This window comes from Stenotrophomonas sp. GQ19, from assembly GCF_059758695.1.
Genome location: NZ_JCAXES010000010.1, coordinates 108084 through 126795 on the forward strand (window position 1 = coordinate 108084; position 18712 = coordinate 126795).

An 18712-nucleotide genomic window follows, 5' to 3' on the forward strand; every position below is an offset into this window, starting at 1 on the left:
TCATTTGGATTCCTCGAGGATGATGTCGGCGATGCGCTCTGCGGCATCGACCTTGGCCAGGGCACGCGCGGCATTCGCCATCTGCATGCGACGGGCGGAATTTTCGGACAAATCGCGCAGCACGCCTTCCAGGTGCGTGGCCAGCGTTTCATCCTGCTTCAGCAATACGGCCGCGCCACGGTCGACCAGGTACTCCGCGTTGCGGGTCTGGTGGTCATCCACGGCAGCAGCGAAGGGCACCAGCACGCTGCCCACGCCGACTGCGCACAGCTCGGCCAGGGTCGAGGCGCCGGCACGGCACACCACCAGGTCGGCCCAGGCGAATGCCTCGGCCATGTCGGCGATGAACGCATCCACGCGCGCGGTGACACCGGCGGCCTGGTAGGCGCTGACGGCTTCGGCATGCAGCTTCTCGCCGCTCTGGTGGCGCACGTCGATGGCGACAGCGCTGCCCAGTGCGGCCAGCGCCTTCGGCACGGCGTTGTTGAGCACGCGCGCGCCCTGGCTGCCGCCGAGCACCAGCAGGCGCAGCGGCCCCTGGCGGTTGGCCAGGCGCACGTCGGGCGGCGCGATCGCGGCGATCTCGGCGCGTACCGGGTTGCCCACGGCCTCTTCGCGCTGGGCGAAGCTGCCCGGGAAGCCGGTCAGCACGCGGCGCGCGAAGCGCGACAGCACGCGGTTGGTCAGGCCCGGCGCGCGGTTCTGTTCGTGCACCAGCAGCGGCAGCCCGTGCAGGCGCGCGGCCAGGCCACCAGGACCGGACGCGAAGCCGCCAAAGGACACCACCGCACGCGGCTGGCGGTCGCGGATCAGGAAGCCGGCCGCGCGCACCGCGCGCAGCAGGCGGCCCGGCGCGCCGAGCAGGGCCAGCTTGCCCTTGCCGCGCAGGCCGCTGATGGCCAGCGTGTCGATGTGGATGTCGTGCTGCGGCACCAGGCGCGTTTCCATGCCGCCGTCGCTGCCCAGCCAGGTCACCGGAATGCCGCGCGCACGCAGCACCTTGGCCACGGCCAGGCCGGGGAAGATGTGGCCGCCGGTACCGCCGGCCATGATCATTACCGGGCGCTCGGAGGAAGCGGGTTGGGTGTTCATCCCATCCTCCCCAGGGTTGGTTCGATGCGCTGCTGCATGCGGCTGGTGCCACGCGAGGCGCTGTCACGCGGCAGGCCATCACGCGGGCTGCCGTCATGGGCCTTGGTGTCCTGCATGGCGGCGGCCACGGACGAGGCACTGGCGCCCCTGCCCGGCTCGGCGTCCATCGGTTCGTCGCCTTCGGCCGCGCCCATGCGCACCGCCTGGCGGCGCTCGGCGCGATCCAGTTCGTAGGACACGCGCAGCAGCAGTCCCATCGCCACGCAGGTCATCAGCACGCTGGAGCCACCGGAGGAAATCAGCGGCAGGGTCAGGCCCTTGGTCGGCAGGATGCCCAGGTTGACCCCGATCGAGACGAAGCTCTGCATGCTGATCCACAGGCCGATGCCGAAGGCGATGTAGCCGGAGAAGTGGCGCTTCATCTCCACGCAGCGCATGCCCAGCCAGAAGGTGCGACCCACCAGCAGTGCGTACAGCGCGATGATCAGGCAGGTGCCGATGAACCCCAGCTCCTCGGCGGTGACCGAGAAGATGAAGTCGGTATGCGCTTCGGGCAGGTAGTACAGCTTCTGCACCGAGTTGCCCAGGCCCACGCCGGTCCACTCGCCGCGGCCCACGGCCATCAGCGCGTTGGACAGCTGGTAGCCGTCGCCCTGCTGGTCGGCCCACGGGTCCAGGAAGGAGGTGATGCGGCGCATGCGGTAGGGCTCGATGATCGCCAGTGCGCTCATGCCCACCATGCCGATGATCACCGGCATGGACATGCGCGGCATGTTGACCCCGCCCAGCACCAGCATGCCGGCGGTGATGGCCAGCAGCAGCGTGGACGAACCGAAGTCGGGCTGCAGCAGCAGCAGCACCACCAGCGCGCCGGCTACGCCGAGCGGCTTGAGCATCGCCGGCCAGGTGGCGTTGACCTCGTCGCGGAAGCGCACCAGGTAGCTGGACAGCCACACGATGTAGAGCACCTTGACCGCTTCGACGGTCTGGAACTTGGAGATACCCAGGTTGATCCAGCGCCGGGCGCCGTTGACGCTGCTGCCCAGGCCGGGCACGAACACCACCACCAGCAGCGCGAAGCAGCCCAGCAGCAGCACCTGGTTGTACTGCTCGATGCTCTTGAGCTCGGTGCGCATGGCGATGCCCGCCAGCACGATGCCGATGGCCAGGAAGATCAGGTGGCGGTTGAGGTAGTAGAACGGACTGCTCATCAAGGCGATCGAGCTCGACGCGACCATCACCACGCCCAGCCCGGTGAGCGCGATGATCGCGCCCAGCAGCCACTTGTCGAAGTGGCCTCCGATGGCTTCAAGGCGGGTTGCCTGGCGCGACAGGTCGTTCATCAGCGGACCTTCAACGTGGCCAGGCCGATCAGCACCAGCACCACCGAGATGATCCAGAAGCGCACGATCACGCGCGGCTCGGGCCAGCCCTTCAGCTCGAAGTGGTGGTGGATGGGCGCCATCTTGAACACGCGCTTGCCGGTCAGCTTGAACGAAGCGACCTGGATCATCACCGACAGCGTTTCGATCACGAACACGCCGCCCATGATCACCAGCACCAGCTCCTGGCGGGTGATCACCGCGATGGTGCCCAGCACCGCACCCAGCGCCAGGGCGCCGATGTCGCCCATGAACACCATGGCCGGGTAGGTGTTGAACCACAGGAAGCCCAGGCCTGCACCGGCAATGGCCGCGCAGATGATGACCAGTTCACCGGCCCCGGGAATCTGCGGAATCTGCAGGTAGTTGGAGAACACCACGTTGCCCGACGCATAGGCGAACACGCCCAGCGCGCAGGCCACCAGCACGGTCGGCATGATCGCCAGGCCGTCCAGACCGTCGGTCAGGTTGACCGCGTTGGAGAAGCCGACGATCCAGAAGTAGGCAATGGCCACGAAGCTGATCCCGGCCAGCGGCAGCGCCACCGACTTGAACATCGGGATGTAGAAGGTCAGCGCGGCCGGCACGTCGGCGGTGTAGAACAGGAACAGACCGGCGGCCAGGCCGAAAATGGACTGCAGCAGGTACTTCCAGCGCGACTTCAGGCCGTTCGGGTCGCGCCGCACGATCTTGATCCAGTCGTCGTACCAGCCGATGGCGCCGAAGCACAGCATCACCGCCAGCACCACCCACACGTAGCGGTTGCGCAGGTCGGCCCACAGCAGCACCGACAAGGTGATGGTGAGCAGGATCAGCGAGCCGCCCATGGTCGGCGTGCCGGCCTTGGAGAAGTGGGTCTGCGGGCCGTCGGTACGGATCGGCTGGCCGCCCTTGAACTGGGCCAGCTTGCGGATCATCGCCGGGCCCAGCCACAGCGACAGGAACAGCGCGGTCAGCGCGGCAAGAATGCCGCGCAGCGTCAGATAGCCGAACAGCCCGAACAGGCTCTCCAATTGCTGCAACCATCGGGCCAGTTCAAGCAACATGGGGGGTTTCCTCTCCTCGCGCCAACAGCGCTTTCACAATTTTGTCCATGGCGCTGCCGCGCGAGCCCTTGACCAGGCAGCGCACGCCAGCATGCAGGTCGGAGGCAAGCACGGCGGCCAGCGTGTCGTGGTCCTGGAAGTGCCGGCCGCCGTCGCCGAAGGCGCTCGATGCGGCGGCGCTCAGCGGCCCCAGCGTGTACAGGCGCTTGATCCCGGCATCGCGTGCGCGGCGACCGGCCTGGGCATGCAGCGCCTGGCCGTCCGGGCCCAGTTCGCGCATGTCGCCCAGCACCAGCCAGCCTTCGTCCTTGCCGCCGGCCAGCGCGTCGATCGCCGCGGCCAGCGAGCCGGGATTGGCGTTGTAACTGTCATCGATCAGCACCGCGCCGTTGGGCAGCTGGTGCGCAACCTGGCGGCCCGGCACCGGTTCGGCGCGGGCCAGGCCCAGCGCGATCTGGTCCAGGCCGATGCCGGCGGCCAGCGCCAGCGAGGCGGCGGCCAGCGCGTTGCTGATGTTGTGGCGACCCGGCAGGGCCAGCGCGATTTCCACCTGGTGCTCCATCGCATCCTGCGACCGCACCACTTGCGCATCCATGCGCGGCGCGGGCTTCACCGTGAGCAGGAACTGGCTGCCGGTGGCGCTCGGTCGGATGGCCAGCGCACTCACGTCGGCGCTGTGGTCCAGGCCGTAGCGCAGCACGCGGCAGCGCGGCGGCTGGCCCACGATGTGCTGCTCGAACCAGATGCCGAAGGCATCGTCGGCGTTGATCACCGCCACGCCATCGGCCGGCAGCGCCGCGTAGATCGCACCCTTGGTGGTGGCCACGCCCTGCAGGCTGCCCATCCGCTCCAGGTGGGCCGGGGCGATGTTGTTCACCAGCGCGTACCGCGGGCGCACGATGTCGGTCAGGTAGGCAATGTCGCCCGGCTTGCCGGCGCCCATCTCGTAGACGGCGAAATCGGCGTCTTCGGGGGCATCCAGCACCGCCAGCGGCAGGCCGATCTCGTTGTTGAGATTGCCCGGGTTGGCGTACACCACCTTGTGTTCTTCGCGTGCCACCTGCTGCAGGATCGCCAGCAGCAGCGTCTTGACGCTGGTCTTGCCGTTGCTGCCGGTGATGGCGAACACACCGGCGGCACGGTCGCGCTGCATGCCATGGGCGATGCGGCCCAGCGCGTGCTGGGTGTCGGCCACCAGGATCTGCGGCAGCGCCACGTCCAGCAGGCGCTCGACCAGCATCGCCGAAGCACCGCGCGCGACGGCATCGGCGGCGAAGTCATGGCCGTCGAAGCGGTCGCCACGCAGCGCCACGTACAGGCTGCCCGGGGCGAGCGTGCGGGTGTCCTTGCTGATGGCGTCGATGGCGGTGTCGTCGCCATGGATCTCGCCACCGGCCCAATGTGCGATCAGCGACAGCGGGGTGCGCTTCATTCTGCGACCTCCTGCGCGGCACGCGCGGCCAGCACGCGGCCGGCCACCTCGGTGTCGTCGAAGGCGTGCCGGATACCGTGCACTTCCTGGTAGGGCTCGTGGCCCTTGCCGGCAATCAGCACGATGTCGCCGGCACCGGCCAGGCCGATCGCGGTGGCGATGGCGGCGGCGCGGTCGCGCTGCACGTGGGCGGCGGCGGGATTGGCCAGCCCGGCCACGATGTCGGCCACGATCACGTCGCCGTCTTCGCCGCGCGGGTTGTCGTCGGTGACGATCACCACGTTGGCGCCGCGCTCGGCAATGGCGGCCATCTGCGGCCGCTTGCCGGTGTCACGCTCGCCGCCGCAGCCGAACACGCAGACCAGGCGCCCGGCCAGGTGATCGTGCAGGCTGGCCAGCGCCTGTTCCAGCGCGTCGGGGGTGTGGGCGTAGTCGACCACCACGGTGGGCAGGCCGTGTTCGCCGCCGAGCCGGTTCATGCGCCCGGCAATCGGCTGCAGCTGCGACAGCAGCGCGGCGATCGCGGCCGGTGCATGGTCCAGCGCATACAGTGCGCCAGCCACGGCCAGCAGGTTGTCCACGTTGAAGCGGCCCAGCAGCGGCGACTGCACCGGGTAGCGCGCACCATCGACCACCAGGTCGAAGGCGATGCCGCGGCCGTCCAGCATCAGCGAATCAGCGCGCAGGGTGGCCTGCTGTGCGCCGCGCGAGCTCAGCCCGATCTGGCGTACCGAGGCACCGACAGTGCGCAGCAGTTCGCTGCCGAAGCTGTCGTCCAGGTTGACCACCGCGGCCTTGAGGCCATCGCGGTGGAACAGCTTGGCCTTGGCCGCGCCGTACTGCGCCATGTCGCCGTGGTAATCGAGATGATCGCGGGTGAGGTTGGTGAACACCGCCACGTCGTAGTGCACGGCATCCACGCGGCCCTGGTCCAGCGCGTGCGAGCTGACTTCCATCGCCACCGCGCGCGCGCCGTCGTCGCGCAGCTGCGCGAGCACTTCATGCATCTGCAGCACCAGCGGCGTGGTGAAGCCGGTTGGCACCACGTGGCCATACAGACCCACGCCCAGGGTGCCGATACTGCCACTGGCGGTGCCGAGCAGGTGCCAGGCCTGGGCCAGCAGCTGCACGGTGGAGGTTTTGCCGTTGGTGCCGGTCACGCCCACCATCGTCATCGCGCGCGACGGATGGCCGTGGAACTGGTCGGCCATCGCGCCCATGCGCGTACGCAGGCCGGGCACGGCGATGGCGTCGGCCGGGGCCGGCAGCTCGGCCGGTGCCGGCGGCTCGAACAGGATCGCGCCGGCGCCATTGGCCTGCGCCTGTGCGACGAAGCCCAGGCCATGCGCGCCGAAGCCGGCGATCGCCACGAAGGCATTGCCCGGGCGCACGGCGCGGCTGTCCAGCACCAGGCCGGTAATGGACGGGTCGTGGCTCAGCGCCACATCGGGGATCAACTGCGAAAGCAACATCGTCTGGCTCATTGGGTGCCTCCCTGCGCGGGCGGCACCGTGGCGTGCGCGCTGGGCAGCGCGGCATCGAATTCGGCGGCGGCATCCGGGGCGATCACCGTTTCCGGCGGCGGCACCGGCAACGACGAGGTGGTATGCCCCAGCTTTCCGGACTGCTGCGCCGCCAGCCACGACTCGATGTCGTCCGGCGGCACGTCCATCAGGCGCAGCGCGCCTTCCATCACGTTGTGGAACACCGGCGCGGACACCAGGCCGCCGTAGTACTTGCCGGCCTGCGGGTCGTTGATCACGATCACCGTGGCAAAGCGCGGGTTGGTCGCCGGCACCACGCCGGCGAACAGCGCGTTGTAATGCCCGCGCTCGTAACCGCCGGGGCCCGCCTTGCGCGCGGTACCGGTCTTGCCGGCCACGTGGTAACCCAGCACCGCCGCCTGCTTGGCGCCGCCCTGGGTGACCACCGTTTCCATCATCGCCACCACATCCTTGGCAATGTTGGGGTCGATGATCTGCTTGCCTTCGTTGCGCTGGCCCTTGACGAAGGTCGGCGCGATCAGACGGCCGCCGTTGCCCAGCGCCGAATACGCGGTGGCGATCTGCAGCGGCGTGACATTCAGACCATAGCCGTAGGACATGGTGGTCTTGGTGGCACCGTCCCAGCGGCCAGGCCGCTTCAGCACGCCGGCCGACTCACCGGGAAAACCGCTGTGCGGGGACACGCCATAGCCGAAGCTGTGGACGTGGTCGTAGAACACCTGGTCGGGCATCTTGGCGGCGATCTTGGCCGCGCCGATGTTCGAACTGCGGGTGATCACGCCGGTGACATTGAGCACGCCGTTGTTGCGCGGCACGTCCTTGATGGTGAACCGGCCCACGGCCATGTAGCCCGGGTTGGTATCCACCGTGGTGTCCTTGGTGACCACGCCGGACTGCAGCGCCGAGGCGATGGTCAACGGCTTCATGGTCGAGCCGGGCTCGACCAGGTCGGTCACCGCGCGGTTGCGGCGGGTGTCCGGGGCAGCGCCGCCGACCGAATTGGGGTTGTAGGTAGGCAGGTTGACCATGGCCAGGATCTCGCCGGTGGCCACGTCCATGATCACCATCGAACCGCCGGCCGCCTTGTTGGCGATCAGCGCGTTGCGCAGTTCCTTGAAGGCCAGGAACTGGATGCGGCGGTCGATGCTGAGGGTGAGGTCCTTGCCCGGCTCGGCGGCGCGCAGCAGATCGCTCTCCACCGTGTCGCCCTTGCGGTTGCGGATCACCCGCTTGGCGCCGGCCTTGCCGCGCAGCCATTCGTCGAAGGCCAGCTCCAGCCCTTCCTGGCCGCGGTCGTCGATGTTGGTGAAGCCCAGCACGTGCGCCATCGCCTCACCCTGCGGGTAGAAGCGGCGGAACTCGCGCTGCGAGGCCACGCCCGGGATCTTCAGCGCCACCACTTTCTCCGCGTCGTCCGGGTTGATCCGGCGGCGCAGGTACATGAATTCCTTGTCCGACTTCTGCGACAGCTTGGAGGTCAGCTCATCCAGCGGCATGCCCAGCGCGGTGGCCAGCTCCGGAATGCGGTCGGGCGCGCGCAGCAGTTCCTGCGGGTTGACCCAGATCGAGGCGACCGGGGTGGACACCGCCACCGGCTCGCCGTTGCGGTCGGTGATCATGCCGCGCGAGGTGTTGATCGGCAGCTCGCGCAGGTACCGGGCTTCGCCCTGGCGCTGGTAGAAATCGCTGTTGATGATCTGCACGTAGGCGGCACGGCCGACCAGCGAGACCGAGCACAGCCCAAGCGCCAGACCCACCCACTTCAGGCGCTGGCGCAGGTTGAAACTGTTGCGGGTGCGGTTGCGACCGGATTTATTCATGGCCGGATCACCACCACGTCCGCCGCTTCCGGGAACTTCATGCCCAGCTTCTCGCGGGCCACCCGGTCAACCCGGGTGGCCTCGGCCAGGGTCGCCTGCTCCAGCTGCAGGCGGCCGAATTCAATGTTGAGCTCATCACGCGCACGCTCGACCTTGGACAGCTCGATGAAGGTCTGGCGGTGGCGGTGGCGCATGAACACCACCCCGATCGCCGAGGCGACGGTGCAGGCCAGCAGCACGATGAGCAGCAGGCGACTCACCCGGCCACCTCGCGCTTTTCGGCGACGCGCAGCACGGCGCTGCGCGAGCGCGGGTTGACCGCCAGCTCGTCGTCCTCGGCCTTGATGGCGCCGCCGTGCAGGTCCAGGGTCGGCACGAACGCGGCCAGCTCGGGCAGCCGGCGATTGCTCGGCGGGGCCTTGGCGTGGCGGTTCATGAACTGCTTGACGATGCGGTCTTCCAGCGAATGGAAGCTGATCACCGCCAGCCGGCCACCGGGCTTGAGCCGCGCCATCGCCGCGTCCAGGCCCGCCTCAAGGTCGGCCAGTTCACGGTTGATGTGGATGCGGATGGCCTGGAAGCTGCGCGTGGCCGGGTGGATCTTGTCCTTGCCACGCGGCATCACCGAGGCGATCAGCTCGGCCAGTTCGGCGGTGCGGGTGAAGGGCTGCTTGTCGCGGCGGGCCACGATGGCCTTGGCGATGCGGCGGCCCTGGCGCTCTTCGCCGTAGGTCCACAGCACGTCCATCAGCTCGCGTTCTTCAACACGGTTGAGCCACTGCGCCGCGCTTTCGCCGCTGTCCGGGTCCATGCGCATGTCCAGCGGGCCGTCCTTGCCGAAGCTGAAACCACGCTCGGCCACGTCCAGCTGCGGCGAGGACACGCCCAGGTCGAACAGCACCCCGTCCAGGCCGTCGGCGGTGGCGTCCCAGTGCAGCAGGTCGGCGAAGCTGCCCCGGAAGATCGAGACGCGCGGGTCCGGCGCGAAATCGCGCTCGGCTACCGCAATCGCTTCAGGATCCTTGTCCATGACCAGCAGCCGGCCTCCGGGACCGAGTTGCTCGAGCACGCCGCGGGCGTGACCGCCACGACCAAACGTGCCATCGAGATACGTACCGTTTTCGATCACCCTCAGGCCGTCCAGGACCTGTGTGTACAGAACCGGCAGGTGCCCCGCCGGCGACTGCGACACCGGAAGGTGACCGGTCTGCGCTGCTCCGCGCATCCGGGCACCCCGGCTCACAACTTCAGGTCGAGCAACCCATCGCCCAGATCCCCGTCAGACAACGTCTGCTGGATCAACGCGCGATGTGCCTGCTCGCTCCACAATTCAAATTTGTCGCCCATGCCGAGCAGAACCGCCTTCTTTTCAATGCCAACGGCACCGCGGTGGCTGGCAGGAATACTGATGCGGCCGTTGCCGTCCAGCTCCAGATGCGCGGCCGAACCGACCAGCTTCTGTTGCAGCAGACGCACGACGCGCTGTGTGTTGGGTTTGGCCATGACGTCGTCGCGGACCCGTTCCCACTCGGTTTCGGCATACAGCCACAGGCAGCCGGACTCGAAGGGGTTGTAGGTCAGGACCAGGCGGTTGTTGCTCACACGCGCGACAAGGTCACGATGCGCGGTGGGAACCGCCATGCGTCCTTTATCGTCAACCGTGATGGCCGTCTCGCCCTGAAACACGACGCGTGCACCTTTCCTTCGCCCGGATGAAACATTGAACCACGAAAAACCACAAAAAACCCGGTTTTGCCTCTGTTGCCCACCTTAGCAGTGCCGATTGGGTTGTCAACAACTTTGCGAGCGGGAAATCACTTTGAACATCAAGGGCTTGCAGCAATGTTTAGAGACTTGTTCAAGGCTTATCCACAAGTTGCTGTTTCGTCTCATTTTTTGAGATTGGGGCGAAGTTCAGGCCCGTGTAGAGGGCGTGAAACATAGGCGCGTATTCATGCCAACACCCGTCGCCATTGGCCTGGCCTTGCGCAAACCCGGCACAATGCCGGCCATGTGCCTGCTTGCCCTTGCCTGGAAGACCCACCCCCGCTGGCAGCTGCTGATGGCCGGCAACCGCGACGAGTTCCACGCCCGCCCCACCGCCGCGCTGGCGGCCTGGCCGGCGCCCGACCACGGGCTGCTGGCCGGACGCGACCTGCGCTCGGGCGGCACCTGGGCCGGGGTCGGACCCGGCGGCCGCATGGCGGTGGTGACCAACGTGCGCGACCCGCTGGCCCGCCAGACCGGCCCCTCCCGCGGCGCACTGGTGGCCGACTACCTGCGTGACACCGCCCCGGCCGCCCGCTTCGCCGATGCGCTGGCCGCCCGCGCCGCCACCTTCGCCCCGTTCAATCTGCTGCTGGCCGACCGCGACAGCTGCGAGTTCCTGGGCAACCACCCGGCGGGCCGGCAGGCGTTGGCGCCCGGCGTGCACGGCATGTCCAACGGGCCGCTGGATGCGCCGTGGCCCAAGACCGCGCGCTTGAACGCCGCCGTGCAGGGCTGGATCGCCAGCGGCAGCGACGACCTGGCCCCACTGTGGGCGGCGCTGGCCGATGAAACCCGGGCCGACGACAGCGCCCTGCCCGACACCGGCATCGGCCTGGAACGCGAGCGCTGGCTGAGCGCGGCGTTCATCCGCAGCCCCGAGTACGGCACCCGCGCCAGCACGATCATCGCGCTGGATGCCGACGGCGAGGGCTTCATCCACGAGCGCCGGTTCGGGCCGGACGGCAGCTGCATCGGCGAGACGCGGCTGGCGGCAAGGGCGCAGATCGGCGCACTTTGACGTTGCCAAGCCGATCTTCAGGGACCGGGCATTGCGGCACTTCAGCCACAAGCAAGGGTGTTCACGAAAGTTTAACGCCGCTGCGACAGAAGGCATTCCCGACCCCTCGGTCCCGATGGAGCCGGTTCTGTGAAGGATGCCGGCCCGACTCCGCCTCCAAGGCGCCTTGACCCGACGCGCTGCGTGCCGAGGATGGCGGGGCGGCGCCGTTGCCGCTTCTCCACTCGGTACGGAGCTTCCATGCGACGACGCATCCTCCTTCTTCTGATCAGCCACCTGGTTGTGCTTGGCGTGGGCTTCGGCCTGGGCGTGTACTTCCTGCCGATCCTGACCGCCCCCGACGATCCGCCGGTGCAGCAGGTACAGGCCGCGATGGAGCAGGCCCGCTACCACGCCAGCCTCCACCGCGACCAGAAGGGCAGCGATGCGCTGCACTGGGCCGATGGCGCGCTGAGCGTGAGCGCCACCCAGGTCGCGTTCACCGGCAAGATCGCCCCGGGCCCGGATTACAAGGTGTACCTGACCCGCGAGTTCGTCGACACCAAGGCCGGGTTTGAACGGATCAAGGCCGATGCGGTTCGCATTGGCGAGGTGAAGACGTTCAACCGCTTCCTGGTCGAGGTGCCAGCGGGCGTGGATGTCGAGGAATTCACCACCGTGGTGGTGTGGTGCGAGCGCTTCGCGCAGTTCATCTCGGCCGGGCAATACCGAACGCCGGGGTGATCGCCCGCCCTCCGCACGCCGGGATGTGGGACAATGCGCGCGGCGGAGTCGGCCAGACAGTCGCGTCATCCCTTGCGGATGCCGAGGAAAGTCCGGGCTCCATAGGGCAAGGTGCCAGGTAACGCCTGGGCGGCGCAAGCCGACGGAAAGTGCAACAGAAAGATACCGCCTACGTTTCCTTCGGGAAGCCGGTAAGGGTGAAATGGTGCGGTAAGAGCGCACCGCGAGTCTGGCAACAGACCGGCACGGCAAACCCCACCTGGAGCAAGACCAAATAGGGACCTAATGGCGTGGCCCGCGTCGGGTCCGGGTAGGTTGCTTGAGCGCTGCGGTGACGTAGCGCCTAGAGGAATGACTGTCCACGACAAAACCCGGCTTATCGGCCGGCTCCGCCCTTTCATTGCAATGCCGAAGGTAGAGCCAGCCCATGGGTGGCTGCCTTACGTTCCGGCATCGCGTGCAGCCACCCATGGGGTGGCTCTACCTTCTTTGGCATCGCGTGCAGCCACCCGTGGGGTGGCTCTACCTTTTTTGGCATCGCGTGCAGCCACCCGTGGGGTGGCTCTACCGGCCGATCAACCGCCGTAGAGGGCTTTTCTGGGGGCGCCGGTGAGTTCGGCGGCGAGCTTGGCTGCCGTGGATGGCGGGAGGTGTTCGCTGAGTTTGGCGTACAGGCGGCGGCCGGCGGCCAGCTGGGCCTGCTCGTCGTCGGCGGCGCCCTGCACCATCACCACGAACTCGCCCTTGCGCTGGTTGTCGTCGGCTTCCACCTGCTGCAGCAGCGAAGCCAAGGTGCCGTCGAGCACGGTTTCAAACAGCTTGGTCAGTTCGCGCGCCAGCACCGCCGGGCGCTCGGCGCCGAAGGTGGCCACCATGTCGGCCAGCGATTCGGTGATGCGGTGCGAGGATTCGTAGAACACCAGCGTGCGGGTTTCCGCGGCCAGGCCCTGCAGGCGCTCGCGGCGGCCCGAGGCCTTGGCCGGCAGGAAGCCTTCAAAGGTGAAGCGGTCGCTGGGCAGGCCAGCCACGCTCAACGCGGCAATGGCCGCGCAGGCGCCCGGCACCGGGCTGACCCGGATGCCGGCCTCGCGGGCGGCGCGCACCAGGCGGTAGCCCGGGTCACTCACCAGCGGGGTGCCCGCGTCGCTCACCAGCGCCAGCGACTCGCCGGCCTGCAGCCGGGCCACGATGCGCTGCGCCAACGCTTCTTCATTGTGGTCGTGCAGGGCTACCAGCGGTTGCTGGATGCCGAAGTGGGCCAGCAACTGGCCGCTGCGGCGGGTGTCTTCGGCGCAGATCGCCGCCACCGAGCGCAGCACGTCCTGCGCCCGCGGTGTCAGGTCGGCCAGGTTGCCGATCGGGGTGGCAACGACATACAGCGTGGGGACAGCACTCATCGCAACGGCACTCGTGGGTCAAGGGTAGAATCGTACCGTTCCCCGGCCACGGCCGCTGCCCCCATCGAATGGACCTGATCATGAACAAGCCCGTCGCACGGATCTCCGCCCTGTCGTTGTCGCTGCTGCTGCTTGCCGGCTGCGCCACGACGAGCCTGACCAGCGCGCCCGAATCGCCGGCGCAGGCCCAGGCGTTGGCATTGATCGATCAAGGCAAACCGCGCGATGCCGCCGTGCAGCTGGAAGCGCTGGCCAACACCCTCAAGGGCGCCGCCCGCGCGGCCGCACTGGCCGACGCCGCGTTCGCCTGGCACGAAGCCGGCGACACCGCCCGCGCACGCACCCTGCTGGCACAGATCACCCCGCGCCAGCTCAACGGTGCCAGCCTGCAGCGCTACCACCTCACCAGTGCCGAACTGGCGCTGGCCGACAAGCAGCCGGCGCAGGCCCTGGCGCTGCTGAAGGAATCGGCCGACAACGTCGCCCCGCCGTTGCGCACCCGCTGGCAGCTGGCCCGCGCCAACGCGCTGCAGGCCACCGGCGACCTGTTCGGTGCCGCGCAGGAGCGCGCCCGCGCGCATGCCGCGCTCACCGGCCAGGCCCGCATCGACAACCAGCAGGCCATCGCCAGCGTGCTGGGCACGCTCGACGATGCCACCCTGCGCGCCCGTGCCGCCGCGCTGCCGGCCAACGAGCCGCTGTACAACTTCGCCGGCCGCGCCCTGATCGCGCGTGGCCTGCCGCTGCCGCGTCCGTTCGATCGCGAACAGGCCCTGCAGTTCGACACCAGCAAGCGCCCGCCGGCCATGAGCGATGGCTACCGCCCGCCGGTAAAGATGGCCGTGCTGCTGCCGCTCAGCGGCCGCCTGGCCACGGCCGCGCAGCCGGTGCGCGACGGCCTGCTCAGTGGCTACTACGGTGAAAGCCGCCGCCGCCCGGACATTCAGTTCATCGATACCGCCGGCACCGCCGCCGGTGCCGTGGCGGCCTACGACAAGGCGGTCAATGCCGGGGTCGATTTCGTGGTCGGTCCGCTCGGCCGCGACGAAGTGGACGCGGTGTTCGGCCGCGCCCAGCTGCCGGTGCCGGTGCTGGCGCTGAACCGCGGCAAGAGCAGCCCGCCGGCCGGCAGCGCCGGTTTCTCGCTGGCCCCGGAAGACGACGGCATCATCGCCGCCGAATACCTGCGTGGCCGCGAGCGCAGCAAGGTGCTGGTGGTGCACAGCAATGACGACAACGGCCGCCGTGCCGCCGCCGCGTTCCGCGAGCGCTTCGCCCAGCGTGGCGGCCAGGTGGTGGCCAGCATCGGCGTGGGCGAGACCGTGGGTAACATCGACGCGCAGATCCGCAACGCCGGCGCCGTCGATGGCGTGCTGCTGGCGGTGAAGGCCCCGCAGGCGCGCGCGCTGGCCCCGCAGCTGGCACTGGCCGGCGCCGGTGGCGCCACCCGCGTGGGCACCTCGCAGCTGACCGTGGGCGCCGGCAAGGCCGAAGAAGACATGGCCCTGGACGGCATCGTGTACCCCAACGAAGCATGGAACGTGCGTGGCGTGCCGGGCCTGCCGTCGGCCAGCACCGCCGGGCAGATTCTGCCCACGGCGCGTGGCGCGGCCGGCCGCCTGTTCGCGTTCGGCTTCGATGCGTGGAAGATCAGCGCCTACCTGGACAAGATGGCCAACGAAGGCGGCCTGCCCGGCGCCACCGGCACGCTGTTCCTGGACAGCAACGGCAACGTGCTGCGCGTGCCGGCCTGGTCGACCTTCAGCGGCGGCCGGCCGATGCCGATCGCCAGCGCCAACTAAGCCCCATGCCAACCGCGCGGGCACAGCGGGGCGCGGCGGTGGAAGCTGCCGCGCAGGCGTACCTGTGCAACGCCGGGTTGCAGCCGATCAGCGCCAACGCGCGCTATCGCGGCGGTGAACTGGACTTGGTCATGCGCGACGGCGACACCACGGTGTTCGTGGAAGTGCGCTACCGCTCGAGTGCCGGGTTTGGCGGCGGCGCGGCATCGGTGGACCTGCGCAAACGGCGCAAGCTGGTGCTGGCCGCGCAGCTGTTTCTGTCGTCTCACCCGGCCCTGGCGACGCGGCCTTGCCGGTTCGATGTGATCGATGCCTGGGGGGAACCGCCGCAGTTGAACTGGCTGCGCGATGCATTCCGGCTGGAGGATTGCTGATGGATCGGTGGGATGTGGATGATTCCGGCATGGCGTGCAGCCGGGCAGAGCCCGGCTCTACGCGGCGGTGGGGTGATTCCGGCATTGCCTTGCGCCGGCCAGCGGCCGGGGGCGTGGCGCATGCCTAGTGTGTTCACGCATGCGGCGATTCCGTTGGCGCTGTGGTGTGCGTCCGATCGCGGGCGCATCTCTGCGCCGTTGCTGGCCGCCGGCGTGGTCGCGGCGATGCTGCCCGACGCCGATGTGCTGGCCTTCGCGCTGCACATTCCCTATGCCGACAGCTTCGGCCACCGTGGGGCCAGTCATTCGATCGTGTTCGCTGCGGTGCTGGCCGTGCTCGCTGCCCTGCTGCATACGCGCCTGCGCGCCAGTGCAGTGCAGGCCGCCGCGTTCGTTGGCATCAGTGCGCTGTCGCACCCGCTGCTGGACGCGTTCACCTCCGGCGGGCTGGGTGTTGCCCTGTGGTGGCCATGGAGTGGCGAGCGGTTGTTCGCGCCGTGGCGCCCGATCCGTGTGTCGCCGTTCGCCGGGCAGTTCTTCAGCGCGCGCGGGCTGGCCACTGTTGTGTCTGAACTGCGTTGGGTGTGGTTGCCGCTGGCCGCCGCCGTGATCGGCTGGAGGCTGATCCAACGCGCCCCTGTGAATTCCCGGAACGCCTGATGTCGACCACCCCCGCCCTGCCCGCTGCCTTTCTGTCCACCGTACATGCCCTGCTGGGCGACGACGGCTGGCGCACCGATGACGCGGTGCTGGCCGCCCACGCGCAGGACAACTCCTGGCGCAGCCAGCTGCCGCTCGGCGTGGCGTTTCCGCGTGACCGCGAGCAGGTGGTGGCGCTGGTCCGCGCCTGCCGCACGCACCATGTCGCCCTGGTGGCACGCGGCGCGGGCACCGGCACCACCGGCGCGGCGGTGCCGGTCAATGGCAGCATCGTGCTGTCGTTCGCGCGCATGGCACGCATCCTCGACATCCAGCCCGGCAACCGCTGCGCGGTGGTCGAACCGGGTGTGCTCAACGGCGACCTGCAGCAGGCGCTGATGCCGCACGGCCTGTTCTGGGCACCGGACCCGTCCAGCGCCGACATCTGCAGCATCGGCGGCAACCTGGCGTGCAATGCCGGTGGTCCGCGCGCAGTGAAGTACGGCACCAGCCGCGACAACGTGCTCGGCTTGGTGGCGGTTACCGGCGCAGGCGACCTCATCCACTGCGGCGGCGCCTACACCAAGGACGCCACCGGCTACGACCTCACCCACCTGCTGGTGGGCAGCGAAGGCACGCTGGCGCTGATCGTGGAAGCCACACTGAAGCTCACCCCGCTGCCGGTCGCCCAGGCCGGGCTGCGCGTGTTGTACCGCGATGCCGATGCGGCCGCGGCGGCCGTGTCGCGGCTGATGGCGCAACCGGTGGTGCCCACGCGGCTGGAATTCATGGACGCACGCAGCCTGGAGCTGCTGCGTCGCAATGGCGCGGACGTGCCCGAGGCCGGCGCGATGCTGCTGGTGGAAGCCGACGGCGACCACGACACCCTGCCCTACCTGTTGCAGGCACTGGCCACCGCCGCGGAGGGTGACGGCATGATCGCGCTGGACGTGGCGATGGAAGGCGCCGCGCGCGAGAAACTGTGGGCCGCGCGCAAGGCGCTGTCGCCCGCGCTGCGCAGCATCGCGCCGGGCAAGATCAATGAAGACGTGGTGGTGCCGGTGTCGCGTATCCCCGACCTGGTGGCAGGGGTGCAGGCGCTGGCGCGCGACTACACGCTGACCATCGTCACCTTCGGCCATGCCGGCAACGGCAACCTGCACGTCAACATTCTGTACCACCCCGACGACGCCGACGAAAACGCACGCGCGCATGCCGCGCTGCCGAAGATTTTTGAACTGACCTTGGCACTCGGCGGCACGTTGTCCGGCGAGCACGGCATCGGGTTGGCCAAGCGCGATTTCATGGTCCAGGCCTTTTCACCGGCCACGCTGGCGGCGATGCGGGCGATCAAGCACGCGCTGGATCCGGACGGCATCCTCAATCCGGGCAAGGTGCTGCCGCCCGCATAAGGACCTGCGTTGATGTGGGCGATGAATCCCGCGCTGCGCGCGGCACACCCAGTTGTGCGACGCGTGCTGCGCTCAGGGGTTGGCGTCGAACACCACGGTCATGTCACCAGACCAGTGTGAGCCGGGCGTCCGCAGCATTTCCGTCACCGCCTCACGTTCGGCGGTGAAGCGCAGCGTCGAACGCCGCTGCATCAGGTAACCGTCCGGGGTGAAGCGCGGTGCTTGTGCATCGTTCGACGACAGCGCGGTGAACTGCGCCGGACGGCCGTCGCGGAGGTTGGTCATGCCGGGCAGCGTCACGTCGACATCCACCGGCACCACCACGTCATCCGCGTGGTTGCGGATGCCACAGCCGGTGCCCGCCGGATGCTCGCACAGCAGCTTCATGCTGAAGTCCATCGAGGTCGTCAGATGGAAGGGCAGTTCCTGACGCAAGCGCGCGGGCGGCAGCCCATGGTCGATCCAGCGCGACCAGCCCCCCTCTGGTGCCAGCTGTACGCTTGGCGAGTCGGCCGGAAACTGTACCCTGAAGTCGTGGACCACGTTCAGCAGCAACTGCAACGTCAGTTCGGAATCCGAATAGTCGCCCTGGCCCAGATCAATCTGCTGCCCATTGCCCACGGTGTAGGTGACACTGCCGGTGTACTGGCCATCCTGCGCCTGCAGCGGGTTGGGTGTTTCAAGGTAATAGCCGATGGAAAAGGTCAACCGCGCCATGCGATCGGTCGCCGCTCTGGGGGAGCGGACGCAGACGACATTGTTTTCCGCAACGTCCCAGGCGTATCGATAGAGGGTATTTGAACCAACACCTATTCGACCCCGACAGCCGCCGCTTGCGGCGCCATAGCTGCCGGGGCTAGAGCCGTCATTGCCCACGTTCCATTGCAGGCCCACGAGGAACAGCCGGATCCGCGCCTTCAGCTCGTGATTGTTCGCGTTGCGGACGGTCACATCCTGCCAGTTCCCATCGGCCGCCAGGTACCATTTCTCGCGTGGATCAGTGCCCCCCCCGAACAGACGCCGCTGGACTACGCTCATCCCGGTGTTGATCGTGAAATCACCGGGCCTGCACAAGGCCGGATGCGACGCACAGAAACCGGACTGGGGCGTTGTATTGACGAACCGGTTATGCGTGGGGTCCAGTGCAGAGGGACGGAATTCGGCGGTGATGTTCAACTCGGCCGCTTGCGCGGGCACAAGCACGCCCATCATCAGCGCCAGCAGCCACACGATGGGCCCGCATGCGCCGGAGCCGGCGGTGGAGCGTTCAATAGCGATCACAGGATCTCCTTGGGAATCG

General features: G+C 68.5%; 17 protein-coding genes and 1 other RNA gene. 7 read left to right on the forward strand and 11 right to left on the reverse strand.

Features of this window, described 5'->3' with window-relative positions; genetic code table 11:
* From murG to AC6CHL_RS17385, 9 genes are read right to left on the reverse strand one after another with little or no spacing between them, the layout of a single operon-like run.
* A complete protein-coding gene (gene murG / locus AC6CHL_RS17345) occupies positions 1-1092 on the reverse strand; it encodes an undecaprenyldiphospho-muramoylpentapeptide beta-N-acetylglucosaminyltransferase (RefSeq protein WP_498295513.1) in 1092 nt (363 codons plus the stop codon).
* Complete coding sequence (ftsW, locus tag AC6CHL_RS17350; RefSeq protein WP_038690504.1) at positions 1089-2435, reverse strand: putative lipid II flippase FtsW; 1347 nt, start codon at positions 2433-2435, stop codon at positions 1089-1091. Before ftsW ends, murG begins: the two co-directional genes overlap by 4 nt.
* Positions 2435-3520 carry a phospho-N-acetylmuramoyl-pentapeptide-transferase gene (mraY, locus tag AC6CHL_RS17355; protein WP_038690505.1) on the reverse strand — a complete coding sequence of 362 codons (1086 nt, stop codon included), beginning with the start codon at positions 3518-3520 and terminating at the stop codon, positions 2435-2437. Before mraY ends, ftsW begins: the two co-directional genes overlap by 1 nt.
* Positions 3510-4952: a UDP-N-acetylmuramoyl-tripeptide--D-alanyl-D-alanine ligase gene (locus AC6CHL_RS17360; RefSeq protein ID WP_038690506.1), complete on the reverse strand. Its 1443-nt coding sequence runs from the start codon at positions 4950-4952 to the stop codon at positions 3510-3512. Before AC6CHL_RS17360 ends, mraY begins: the two co-directional genes overlap by 11 nt.
* The gene (locus tag AC6CHL_RS17365; protein ID WP_498295515.1) at positions 4949-6436 is read right to left on the reverse strand and encodes a UDP-N-acetylmuramoyl-L-alanyl-D-glutamate--2,6-diaminopimelate ligase; all 1488 of its coding nucleotides are present in this window, start codon (positions 6434-6436) and stop codon (positions 4949-4951) included. Before AC6CHL_RS17365 ends, AC6CHL_RS17360 begins: the two co-directional genes overlap by 4 nt.
* Entirely contained in the window at positions 6433-8277 is a 1845-nt protein-coding gene (locus AC6CHL_RS17370) for a peptidoglycan D,D-transpeptidase FtsI family protein (RefSeq protein WP_038690509.1), read from the reverse strand. The genes AC6CHL_RS17365 and AC6CHL_RS17370 overlap by 4 nt, the downstream gene beginning before the upstream one ends.
* Positions 8274-8537 carry a cell division protein FtsL gene (gene ftsL / locus AC6CHL_RS17375; RefSeq protein WP_038690510.1) on the reverse strand — a complete coding sequence of 88 codons (264 nt, stop codon included), beginning with the start codon at positions 8535-8537 and terminating at the stop codon, positions 8274-8276. Before ftsL ends, AC6CHL_RS17370 begins: the two co-directional genes overlap by 4 nt.
* Positions 8534-9502 (reverse strand): 16S rRNA (cytosine(1402)-N(4))-methyltransferase RsmH, encoded by a 969-nt coding sequence (rsmH, locus tag AC6CHL_RS17380; protein ID WP_038690511.1) that lies wholly within the window; start codon positions 9500-9502, stop codon positions 8534-8536. Before rsmH ends, ftsL begins: the two co-directional genes overlap by 4 nt.
* A 14-nt stretch (positions 9503-9516) precedes the next feature.
* Positions 9517-9963 (reverse strand): division/cell wall cluster transcriptional repressor MraZ, encoded by a 447-nt coding sequence (locus AC6CHL_RS17385; protein WP_038690512.1) that lies wholly within the window; start codon positions 9961-9963, stop codon positions 9517-9519.
* Between the two features lie 325 nt (positions 9964-10288).
* Here AC6CHL_RS17385 and AC6CHL_RS17390 point away from each other — a divergent pair, with 325 nt between their 5' ends.
* From AC6CHL_RS17390 to rnpB, 3 genes are all read left to right on the forward strand, one after another.
* A complete protein-coding gene (locus tag AC6CHL_RS17390; RefSeq protein WP_498295575.1) occupies positions 10289-11065 on the forward strand; it encodes an NRDE family protein in 777 nt (258 codons plus the stop codon).
* A 240-nt stretch (positions 11066-11305) separates the two neighbouring features.
* A complete protein-coding gene (locus AC6CHL_RS17395; protein ID WP_498295517.1) occupies positions 11306-11788 on the forward strand; it encodes a DM13 domain-containing protein in 483 nt (160 codons plus the stop codon).
* 44 nt (positions 11789-11832) lie between these two features.
* Positions 11833-12183, forward strand: an RNA gene (rnpB, locus tag AC6CHL_RS17400) — RNase P RNA component class A.
* Between the two features lie 180 nt (positions 12184-12363).
* Here the strand turns inward: rnpB and rsmI are convergent.
* Complete coding sequence (gene rsmI / locus AC6CHL_RS17405) at positions 12364-13185, reverse strand: 16S rRNA (cytidine(1402)-2'-O)-methyltransferase (protein ID WP_498295518.1); 822 nt, start codon at positions 13183-13185, stop codon at positions 12364-12366.
* An 80-nt stretch (positions 13186-13265) separates the two neighbouring features.
* On the opposite strand from rsmI, the gene AC6CHL_RS17410 reads away from it, so the two are divergent.
* From AC6CHL_RS17410 to AC6CHL_RS17425, 4 genes are all read left to right on the forward strand, one after another.
* Positions 13266-14987, forward strand: a complete 1722-nt coding sequence (locus AC6CHL_RS17410) for a penicillin-binding protein activator (protein WP_498295520.1) — start codon at positions 13266-13268, stop codon at positions 14985-14987.
* A gap of 5 nt (positions 14988-14992) precedes the next feature.
* Positions 14993-15361, forward strand: coding sequence for a YraN family protein (locus AC6CHL_RS17415; RefSeq protein ID WP_498295522.1), 369 nt, complete (start codon positions 14993-14995; stop codon positions 15359-15361).
* Between the two features lie 120 nt (positions 15362-15481).
* Positions 15482-16021, forward strand: a complete 540-nt coding sequence (locus tag AC6CHL_RS17420; RefSeq protein ID WP_313246832.1) for a metal-dependent hydrolase — start codon at positions 15482-15484, stop codon at positions 16019-16021.
* Positions 16021-17412, forward strand: a complete 1392-nt coding sequence (locus AC6CHL_RS17425) for an FAD-binding oxidoreductase (protein ID WP_498295524.1) — start codon at positions 16021-16023, stop codon at positions 17410-17412. The genes AC6CHL_RS17420 and AC6CHL_RS17425 overlap by 1 nt, the downstream gene beginning before the upstream one ends.
* Positions 17413-17484: 72 nt before the next feature.
* Here the strand turns inward: AC6CHL_RS17425 and AC6CHL_RS17430 are convergent, their stop codons facing one another.
* Complete coding sequence (locus AC6CHL_RS17430; RefSeq protein WP_498295526.1) at positions 17485-18693, reverse strand: hypothetical protein; 1209 nt, start codon at positions 18691-18693, stop codon at positions 17485-17487.
* Positions 18694-18712: the final 19 nt, after the last annotated feature.